Source organism: Mycobacterium sp. 1165178.9 (genome assembly GCF_001673555.1).
In the GTDB taxonomy this organism is placed as follows: domain Bacteria; phylum Actinomycetota; class Actinomycetes; order Mycobacteriales; family Mycobacteriaceae; genus Mycobacterium.
This window is the reverse complement of the sequence record NZ_LZMB01000129.1, coordinates 1-9,604: the sequence shown is the minus strand read 5'-3', so window position 1 is coordinate 9,604 and position 9,604 is coordinate 1. Positions and strand designations below refer to the sequence as shown.

The following is a 9,604-nucleotide window of genomic DNA, read 5'->3' as shown; positions in this document are numbered from 1 at the left end:
GATGGTGACGCACGAGTTGATGGCCACCCGCTCGGTGGCGCCGGCGATGAAGGCCTGCGCGGTCGTCGAGTGCAGATAGTGCGGCCCGGACAACTCGACATGGTCGATGGGGATGACGAGATGCTCGGGCACCGCGATCATGTCGTAGCCCCATCGGTCGGCGCATTGCATCATGCGTCGCTGGTCTCCTCCGGTGACAGCGGCCTCCCAGGGCTGCGTAATCGCCTTGAGGCGCAGCAGGTGCGGAACGGGGAAGGCGAATTTCACGGGCGTCCCAGCCAGCGGTCCATGTCCTCCAATCTAGGGGGCGATGTTGTTAACCTGGCGACATGGACTCCGAAACGGACCCTGCCAGCCGAAAGCTGACCAACGCAGCCCTCGCCGCCACCAGCTGGGCGCTGCTGGGCATGATGTCGTACGAGGAGGAAGTCTCGGGCTACGACCTCAAAAAGTGGATCGACTGGAGCGTCGACCTCTACTACTGGAGCCCGTCGTACAGCCAGATCTACACCGAGTTGAAGAAGCTGGAATCGCTGGGATTGGTGACGTCGCGTGTCGAACGCGACGAGGGCACCCGCAGCCGCCGGCTCTACAAGATCACACCGGCGGGTATGGACGCCGTCACCGAGTGGACGAACCATGCGCCCGTGGACCCGCCGGTGCTCAAACACTCTGTGCTGCTGCGCGTTACGTTCGGCCACCTCAGTAACCCGAGGCGGCTCAAGGAATTACTCCAGGAGCACGTAGCGCACGCCGAATCCAGGCACCGCAAGGCGGTTGAGGACGCCGAGGGAGCCGAGGCGGAGCCCGCGTGGGCGTACTCGGTGCTCGCGCTGCGCTGGGCGGCCAAGTACTACGCCGCCGAACGCGAATTCGCGCTGGAAATGATCAAGGAGATCGACGAGGCCGACGCGATCCTGCAGACTGCCGCGAAGGGTGGTTTGGGCAAGCCGCGCCCAACGCCCGGCTACTGGCGTGAGGTCGAAAAGCAAGTTCAGGCCAAGCGCGAAGCCGACTAGCTCGATGCCGGCGACCGGTTTCGCGCACCCGTCGGCTTGGGGAACCGTACGCAAGATTATGAATATCCGAAACGGATAGCGTAATCACTTGTGCCACTGTGGTTTCAACGGGCACAACGCCGGGGTTTCTGTCGGTCGGCTCCGATAGTTTGACGGTGTGGGTGCAACCGACCAGCAGGATGTCGATGCGGTGTTCGACGCACTGGATGCCGCCTGGGATCGAGCCCGCGCGCTGAACTTCGACGCGCTCAGCCCGCGCCAACAGTTGGCGGTGTTGCGACGCTGCGAAAAGCAGCGCCGGCGCATCCCGGCCGTCGAGCATCCGCTGATTAATTCCCTTGCCCGCCAAGCCCCCTCCCTAGAACTCGGCGGCACAGTGGTCCATGCCATCGCCGAGGCCACACTGATCAGCCGCAGCGAAGCCTCCCGGCGCATCAAAGAGGCGCGCGATCTGGGGCCACGCCACGGCCTCGCCGGCGAACTGATCCCACCCTTCCTGGCCGCCACCGCCGCCGCCCAACTCGACGGCGCGCTGGGAGCCGGTCAGGTCGCGGTGATTCGTAAGTTCTACCATCAGCTCCCCGGTTGGGTGGACTTCGCGACCCGCGAGAAGGCCGAGGCGCAATTGGCCTAGGAGGGCGGCCGGTTTCGTCCCGAACAACTGGCCGGGCTGGCTAACGCGCTCGCCGATGCGCTCAATCCCGATGGCACCTTCACCGACGAAGACCGGGCGCGTCAGCGCGGGCTGGCGCTAGGTAACCAACAAGCCGACGGCATGTCGCAGTTGCGCGGCTGGCTGACGCCCGAAGCGCGTGCCACGCTGGAAGCCGTATTGGCCAAACTCGCCGCCCCCGGCATGTGCAACCCCCTCGACGAAACGCCGTGCGTGGAGGGCGCACCCACCCAAGACGCCATCGAACGCGACCCGCGCTCGGCGGCCCAGCGCAACCACGACGGATTGCTGGCCGCCCTGCGCGGCGTGCTGGCCTCTGGGGAACTGGGACAGCACAACGGGTTACCGGCCTGCATCGTGGTCACCACGACGCTGGCCGAGCTGGAGTCGGCCGCCGGTCGCGGCCTGACCGGTGGCGGCACCCTGCTGCCGATGAGCGACGTCATCCGCCTGGCCCGACATGCCCACCACTATTTGGCGATCTTCGACAAGGGCAACGCGCTGGCGCTGTATCACACGAGGCGGCTCGCCTCGGCGGGCCAGCGAATCGTGTTGTACGCCAAGGACCGCGGCTGCTCGAACCCTGGGTGCACCGTGCCGGGCTACTACTGCGAAGTCCATCACGTCACCGACTACGCCACCTGCCACAGCACCGATATCAACGACTTGACCTTCGCCTGCGGGCCCCACCATCGCCTGCTGCGCCCCGGCGGCTGGATGACCCGAAAAAACGGCCGCGGCGACACCGAATGGGTTCCGCCTCCGCACTTGGACACCGGCAAACCCCGCACCAACACCTTCCACCACCCTGAGAAGCTGCTCAGCGATGGAGACGACAACGACAGCCCGGAGGCCGAAGACACGTCGTAGACGGCGGCGCTGCGGGCGACGATCCGCTTAGTCCGGCTGCGGCACGCTTGCCGCGTCCCGCGCCGCGATGTAGCCGTACACCAGTCCCTGCGCGATCGTTGCTCCCGCACCCGGGTACGTCGCGCCGAAGGCGTTCGCGGCGGTGTTGCCGACGGCGTAGAGCCCCGCGATCGGCCCGCCGTCTTCGCGCAACACCCGCGCCCGCTCGTCGGTCTTCAGCCCACCGCAGGTACCCAGGTCGGACAGCACCATTTTCACCGCGTAGAACGGGCCGTTGACCAACGGGCGCAGGTTGGGGTTCGGCCTGATGGTCGGGTCACCGTAATAGCGATCGTAGGCGCTGCGACCCCGGCCGAAGTCGGGATCCTCACCGGCAGCGGCGTTTTGATTGAAGCGCGTCATCGTCGCGAAGAAGTCCGATACTCCAACCCCGATCCGGGTGCCCAGATCGGTGAGATTGTCGGCCCGCACCGCGATGCCGGCGTCATACCAAGCCTGCGGGATGCGCATCCGCGGAAACAGTTCCGCGCCAAAGACATAGCTGTTGCGGTACTGCTGATCGAAGATGATCCACATGGCCTCGACCGGGTTGCCGGAGCGCTCCAGCCCGAGCAACCGCTGACCGAAGGACATGTAATCTTCCGCTTCGTTGGCGAACCGACGGCCGTTCTGATCCACGATCAGACAGCCCGGCAGCGACCGCTCGGCAAGCATCACCATCGGCGCCTTGCCGGGCAGGGGCGCGACGGCAGGGAACCACCACGCCTGATCCATCAGATCGATGTCGGCACCGACCTCCTGGCCCGCGCGGATTCCGTCACCGGTGTTCGCGGCCGCACCGAGACTGAAGTTGGCGCCCAACGATTCCGACTGGAATTTCCACCGCATGTCCATGTGATGGTCGAAACCACCGGTGGCCAGCACCACGCCTCGCCGCGCGGTAATCGTTACCTCACGCCCGCCGTGCTCAACGACGGCGCCGGTCACACGGTCGCCATCGCTGGCGAGGCGCGCGAGCGTGGTGCCGGTCCATACCGGGATGCCGGCACGCAGCACCCCGGTGAACAGCCCGGCCATCAGGCCCTGACCCCCTGCGGCGTAGCGCCGGCCCACCATACGGCCGGCCACGCCCTGCGCCAGGCGCTTGCCGTAGACGGGAATCCCCTTGCGCGGCATCCGGGCCACCAGATTCATCCACCGGTAGTCGGCGCCCGTCGTCGGCATCGGGACAGTGACCTCCATCAGGCCGGGCTCCAGCCGGGTGCGGTACTCGCCGAGCATCGAGGTGTCGAAGGGGCGGCACTCACAGGTGCGCCCGGCCGCGCTGCCGCCCGGTTCCTCGGGGTGGTAGTCGGAATAGTCACGGGCCCAAAACAGCCGCAGCGGCGTCGTCCGGCGCAGCATGTCGACCGTCGCGGACACGTGCGCCACGAATGCCGCCGAGCGTGGCGCCGGCGCCGACCCCGAAACCACCGCATCCAGGTAGGCGCCGGCACGCTCCGAGGTGTCACCGGCGTCCGCTTCGGCCAGCACCGGGCTGGCCGGTAGCCACAATGCACCGCCGGAGCGGGCGGTCGAGCCGCCCACATGCGACGATTTCTCCACGATAAGCACCGACAGCCCCGATTCGTGGGCCGCCAGCGCCGCGGCCATGCCGGTGCCGGAGCCGACGACGAGCAGGTCAACGCATGCGTCCGCCACGGGAAGTCCGGCGGGAATCGTCGCGCTGTGCGTCGTCACGTCCGCAACGGTAAGCCGGAACGACGCGGCGCAGGAAGCACCGTCCTGATCAGTGGAACAAGGGGGTCCCGCGGCCCGGTCCGGGGGAGTTAGATCAGGCCTATGACGTCGCAGAACGAGGCTGACGAAATTCGGTTCATTGAAGCGCAGGCCGCACCGACGCGGTTCGCCCGCGGCTGGCACTGCCTGGGGCTGACCAGGGATTTCGGTGACGGCAAACCGCACGCGATCAACGCCTTCGGGCAGAAACTCGTCGTCTTCCGCAGCGGGGACGGAAACATCAACGTGCTCGACGGATACTGCCGGCACATGGGCGGAGACCTGTCCCAGGGCGAGGTCAAGGGCAACGAGATCGCCTGCCCGTTCCACGACTGGCGTTGGGGCGGCGACGGACGCTGCAAACAGGTGCCCTACAGCCGGCGCGCCCCCAAGCTGGCCCGTACCCAAGCGTGGACCACGCTGGAGCAAGACGGCATGTTGTTCGTGTGGAACGACCCGGAGCGCAAACCGCCACCGCCGGAGGTGACGATCCCGCGCATCGAGGGCGCCACGAGCGATCAGTGGACCGATTGGCACTGGTACACCACGGTCGTGGGAAGCAATTGCCGCGAAATCATCGACAACGTCGTGGATATGGCGCACTTCTACTACATCCACGGTGCGTTGCCCACCTACTTCAAGAACATCTTCGAAGGGCACGTCGCGACGCAGTACATGAACGGCGAGGGCCGTCCCGACATGGGCGGCACCGAAGGCGCGCAGATGCTGGGCAACACCTCGGTGGCGTCCTACTACGGTCCGTCCTTCATGATCGACGACCTGACCTATCACTACGAGCACGGCGATGCCAAGACGATCCTCATCAATTGCCACTATCCGATCGATGCGAATTCTTTTGTGCTGCAATACGGCATCATCGTGAAGAAGTCGGAAGCGATGCCTTCAGACGAGGCGATGCAGACCGCGATCAAACTCGGCGACTATGTCAAACTCGGTTTCGAGCAGGACGTCGAGATCTGGCGGCACAAGGCACGCATCGACAACCCGCTGCTGGTCGAGGAGGACGGCCCGGTCTACCAATTGCGGCGCTGGTACCAGCAGTTCTACGTCGACGCCGCCGACGTGCAACCGGACATGGTGGACCGCTTCGAATTCGAGCTCGACACCACCCGGCCCTACGAGGCATGGATGAAAGAGGTCGAAGCCAACATGGCGGCCCGGGCGTGATGACGCTGAAATCGCCGGTGCCAGGGGATAATCGGCTCGACGAGATGCCGATGGTGCCGGTGGTGTGCCGCAATTGTGGCGCGCGGGTGCTCGCCCGCAAGAGCAGCTGGAATCAGACCAGCGTTCAGTGGAACGCCGACGCGACAGCCCGGTGTGCCGAGCGCGCCGACGCGCAGAAGATAGCGACACCGGGGAGCCGGGGTGTCTTCATCGTGTGTTCGGCGCTGAGTGCCTCGATCCTGGACGCCGTGCGCCGCGGAGATTTGTCTGTCGTCGACGAGAAGGACCACGCAGCAGACTAATTCAGACGTCACGGGTGTGCCTATCCCCGGGGGATCTCGTCCTTATGCCGGGGGCAGTACGAGTAGATGCTTTGGGCGACGAAGAAACCGGTGTGAAACTCGGGCAAACTGCTGCTGGCCAGCACTTCCTGCATCACCTGCAGGGGCGTTTCGCCGGTGTCGAGTCGTGCGCACACGTAGTGAGCGGCTTCGATGGCGTGTCCGGCCGAGGCTTGGTCGATGATGCCCTGCTCCTCGAGGGCCGCCAGAAATTTCTCGTCGGCGGTATCGGCGTTGGCGATCGGCGCCGCCGCCAAGAGGGCAACCGATGCGGCCCCCAAGATGGCGAGCGGGCGGGCAACCATGTCTGACGGGCTCCCTGAGTGGGTGGTCTTGCCGAAACCGGATCGGCCGGTCACGACCGACGCGTCGGTTGTTTGGCCTCGATCTTGCCTAGGGCGTGACGACGTCTCCGATTATCGGGCAGTTGCACCGGTGTGATGACCGCCGGGCACCTGCGCGGTTGGCGCGGCGACGAAATCACGACCTATTTCCACATTGTGGCTCGGCGAGGCCGAGGTGTTCCCGCGGCGTGATGAATACGCCTTCGGCCTCCACCGTGACACCGTCAGCATTAAGGAGATGGCCGCCCGCGTACGTCTTGGTGCCATCGATCCGCTCGATCCACGCCTCGGCTCGCAACGCTCCCAACCGTGTGGGGCGCAAGTAACGCACCGTGATGGTGCCCGTGTAAGCCGGTTTACCCGGCCGATGCGCCGTCGCACCCAGGACATGATCCAGGATTAAGGCGCACATCCCACCGTGCACATGACCGGGCGGTCCCTCGTAGCCTGCGCCGAGGTGAATGTCGGCATGCACGCCGCCCGCCTCGTCGTGCTGGACGACCAGGGGAGGGGCGATCGCGTTACGCAGCCCGACGGCAACATTGCCCCAAACAATGTTCGCACCTTCGGAATTCGTGCGCACACCAAACGACCCAGGCATCAGTCGCGTACTCAATAACTCGACGGTTTGGTCGACGAGAGCCAACGCCTTCGCGACGGCTCGCTCGTCGGCCTCGCTGCGAATGGTGACGTCGATGAGTCGCCGCACTGACTCCGTCAGTCGTTCGTGGGTATCAGTCATGTGCGCCACCGTCCGTCGGCGGTGTCGTAGAGCACCGCCTCGAGGGCATGCCCATCGATCACGCCAGCTGGAAGGCGCTGATCGGCGCCTCTACGGGATAGACGGCTGGCCCGCCCAGGTCGTAGGCGGCGTTGAGAGCCCCGATGAATGCCGAATCGTGCAGCGGCTCACTGGGAATGTCGAGTTTGATGCCCTTGGAATTGACGTCGTCGACCATCATGTCGATGGCCTTCTCGATCGTCAGGTCGTCAGAGCCCTCCATGTTCTTCTTCAGCTCGTCGTAGTCGGAGAACACCTCGGCCGACCAGTGCACCAGGAACCGCAGTTCGTCCGTGTGGTGTCGGGCGATCACGGCATCGCCGTTCTTCAGCAACCAGTAGTCGCGATCGCCGGGATCACCGGTGAACATTGTGTCGAAAGCAAGCCCGGCCGGAATCTGTTGTTGCAGAGGCCCGTTGGCCTCGCCACGGTGCACCATCATCTCGTTCTGCACCACCACTCCGCGGTTCCTGATCGGGGGCAGAAGCCGCTTGGGTGGCTTCAGCGGTCCGTCGGGCCAGTAGGTGAAACCGCTGCCGGCGTCGAGAGAGAACCAGGTGATCACCTGTGCCATCTTGATGAGGTAATCCTGAAATAGGCCGGACTTGCCCATTACGCTGGTGAGCCAGGTCGGCGCGTTCTCATGCCGCACGCCGCGGAAGCTCGGCGAGTCCAAGTGCCCCGGATCGCGGTTGGCGCAGGGGCCGTTGATGTTGAAGAGCATCAACTGCGGTTTAGCGTATTGGGCGCCCCAGTAGCCTTTGGCCATTTCGAGGAACCGCGCGTTGTAGAAGCAGTCGTGCAGCTGCGGGTATAGCGCCGCGCCGTGATTGGCAAGGTAGCCGCGGAAGGTGGGTGTGAGGAAAAGATCCAGCGACGGGGTGAACCCCTCGGGAAAGACCCCGCTCATGGTCGCGATCAATTCGTCGGGCGACGCGAAGTGTTGCGCGATGATCAGCTTCCACGGTCCCTCGGTGCGCACCACGTCGAGCAGGCGTTCGCGTTGATCGTCGGTGTACACGTTGTCGATCTCACGGGGCGGCGCGGCCGGCCGCAATACGTCGGAAAGTTCCATCCGCCGCTCGTCGGTGAACATCAGCTGTCTCCCTCTGCCAATCCTGCGTTGGCATGATTGTGCGCGGCGTCAGCGTGCCGCGGCGGTGCCCTGACCGGTGATTGGGACGTCAAATTGGACCGGGTGCGCGAACTTCGCTCGCAGCAGCGCGCCGATCTCTGCGATGGCGAGCCTGCCGCGCGCCGTGGCGTCAGAACGCATGAGAAAGCCGTGGTACATGCCCGGATAGCGGGTCATGGTGGTTTGCACTCCCGCGTCGCGGAGCCGGGTCGCGTACCGCTCTCCCCAGTCCCGGATCGGGTCGCAAGCCGCGCTCACCACGATCGCGGGTGGCAGCCCGGACAGATCGGATGCGTAGGCCGGAACCAGGTACGGGTCGCGCGGCGCCCCCGCGATGCCGTCGCAGAGTTCGTGCATGTAGTCGATGTCGTCGTGCGCGAGTAGCGGGGCATGGGGAAGCGCCGTGAGTGACGGAGCCGTCATGTCGCGATCCAGACCTGGGTACAGCAGCACCTGCGCACAGATCGCCGGGCCGCGACGGTCGCGTGCGGCCAGCGCAACTGCGGCCGCCAGGGACCCGCCCGCACTGTCGCCGACTACCGCGACGCGGCCGGCATCGACGCCAATCTCGTGGGCGTTGCGCGATACCCACACACTCGCGGCGTACGCGTCCTCGAACTGGGCGGGTGGCGGCCACTCCGGAGCCAATCTGTAGTCGACGGCCACGACGGTCGCTGCCGACGCCGACGCCAATACCCGGGCCAGCGGTTCGAACGAATGATTCGAGCCCATCACCAGCCCGCCGCCATGGAAGTAGACCAGCGCCGGCTGAACGGAATCATCTGTGGGACGGTAGATCCGGACAGGAACGTGCCCGGCCGGTCCGGGTATGGACGCGCCGCTGATGCTGGCCATCGCGGGCATTTCATCGGGCAGCGGGGCGGATTCGATTGCCGCGCGCACCGTCGCCAGTCCGCGCTGGCGCATCGGCGGGATCGCTCCGAACGTCGCTGCCCGCGCGGCGGCGTCGGGGTCGAGTGCCGGCATCATCTCAGCGCCGGATGACGCTGCGCGGCAAGCACATTAGCACGCTCTTGCATGGCTGACGCGACGGACTGCTGGGTGAGCAGATAGAAGCGGCCCTCGGCGGCCTGCTGGAACACCGTCTCGGCTGCCGCCAGGGAGTCCATGGCCGCGGCTTTGACGTCGAGCATGGCGGTGCGTTGAGCCTCTGCCGCGGCGGCATCGCCGGCGTTGGAATCGACGCCGCCTGCCGACTCGAAGATGTTGGACACCACCGCGCCGGGCAGCACGGCCTGGACGTGGATGTGGAACCTGTCGTCGGTTGGCGGTGTGGTGGCAATCCCGTTGCAGGCGCCCTACATCATGAGCAAGCACGCGGTCCTGGCGTTGACCGAATGCCTGCATCTGGATGTAAAAATGGCCGGTCACGAGCACCACATCCACGTCCAGGCCGTGCTGCCCGGCGCGGTGGTGTCCAACATCTTCGAGTCGGCAGGCGGCGTCGATTCCA

Annotated in this window: 8 protein-coding genes and 4 pseudogenes; 5 read left to right on the top strand and 7 right to left on the bottom strand. The window is 65.7% G+C overall.

What is annotated here, in order from left to right; genetic code table 11:
- Positions 1-267: pseudogene (locus A5652_RS06270) on the bottom strand (LLM class flavin-dependent oxidoreductase); the annotation flags it as partial.
- Positions 268-329: 62 nt separating this feature from the next.
- On the opposite strand from A5652_RS06270, the gene A5652_RS06265 reads away from it, so the two are divergent.
- Together A5652_RS06265 and A5652_RS06260 are read left to right on the top strand one after the other, a co-directional pair.
- Positions 330-1,019: a PadR family transcriptional regulator gene (locus A5652_RS06265; protein WP_067347870.1), complete on the top strand. Its 690-nt coding sequence runs from the start codon at positions 330-332 to the stop codon at positions 1,017-1,019.
- Positions 1,020-1,176: 157 nt separating this feature from the next.
- Positions 1,177-2,562 (top strand): annotated as a pseudogene (locus A5652_RS06260) (HNH endonuclease signature motif containing protein).
- Positions 2,563-2,589: 27 nt separating this feature from the next.
- Here A5652_RS06260 and A5652_RS06255 read toward each other — a convergent pair.
- Positions 2,590-4,302, bottom strand: a complete 1,713-nt coding sequence (locus A5652_RS06255; protein ID WP_082983793.1) for a 3-ketosteroid-delta-1-dehydrogenase — start codon at positions 4,300-4,302, stop codon at positions 2,590-2,592.
- Between the two features lie 102 nt (positions 4,303-4,404).
- On the opposite strand from A5652_RS06255, the gene A5652_RS06250 reads away from it, so the two are divergent.
- Together A5652_RS06250 and A5652_RS06245 are read left to right on the top strand one after the other, a co-directional pair.
- Positions 4,405-5,529 (top strand): Rieske 2Fe-2S domain-containing protein, encoded by a 1,125-nt coding sequence (locus A5652_RS06250; RefSeq protein WP_067347867.1) that lies wholly within the window; start codon positions 4,405-4,407, stop codon positions 5,527-5,529.
- The gene (locus tag A5652_RS06245) at positions 5,529-5,831 is read left to right on the top strand and encodes a ferredoxin (protein ID WP_067347864.1); all 303 of its coding nucleotides are present in this window, start codon (positions 5,529-5,531) and stop codon (positions 5,829-5,831) included. Before A5652_RS06250 ends, A5652_RS06245 begins: the two co-directional genes overlap by 1 nt.
- 20 nt (positions 5,832-5,851) lie before the next feature.
- On the opposite strand, the gene A5652_RS06240 is transcribed toward A5652_RS06245, so the two are convergent.
- The 5 genes and pseudogenes from A5652_RS06240 to A5652_RS06220 form a co-directional block, all read right to left on the bottom strand.
- Positions 5,852-6,175, bottom strand: coding sequence for a DUF732 domain-containing protein (locus A5652_RS06240; protein WP_067347861.1), 324 nt, complete (start codon positions 6,173-6,175; stop codon positions 5,852-5,854).
- A gap of 175 nt (positions 6,176-6,350) precedes the next feature.
- A complete protein-coding gene (locus tag A5652_RS06235; RefSeq protein WP_067347857.1) occupies positions 6,351-6,956 on the bottom strand; it encodes a PaaI family thioesterase in 606 nt (201 codons plus the stop codon).
- 58 nt (positions 6,957-7,014) lie between these two features.
- Positions 7,015-8,091, bottom strand: a complete 1,077-nt coding sequence (locus tag A5652_RS06230; protein ID WP_067347853.1) for a hypothetical protein — start codon at positions 8,089-8,091, stop codon at positions 7,015-7,017.
- A 48-nt stretch (positions 8,092-8,139) separates the two neighbouring features.
- Positions 8,140-9,120, bottom strand: coding sequence for an alpha/beta hydrolase (locus tag A5652_RS06225; protein WP_067347849.1), 981 nt, complete (start codon positions 9,118-9,120; stop codon positions 8,140-8,142).
- Positions 9,117-9,401: pseudogene (locus A5652_RS06220) on the bottom strand (oxidoreductase); the annotation flags it as partial. The pseudogene A5652_RS06220 and the gene A5652_RS06225, both read right to left, overlap by 4 nt.
- On the opposite strand from A5652_RS06220, the pseudogene A5652_RS06215 reads away from it, so the two are divergent.
- Positions 9,394-9,604, top strand: a pseudogene (locus tag A5652_RS06215) (SDR family NAD(P)-dependent oxidoreductase); the annotation flags it as partial. The pseudogenes A5652_RS06220 and A5652_RS06215 overlap by 8 nt on opposite strands.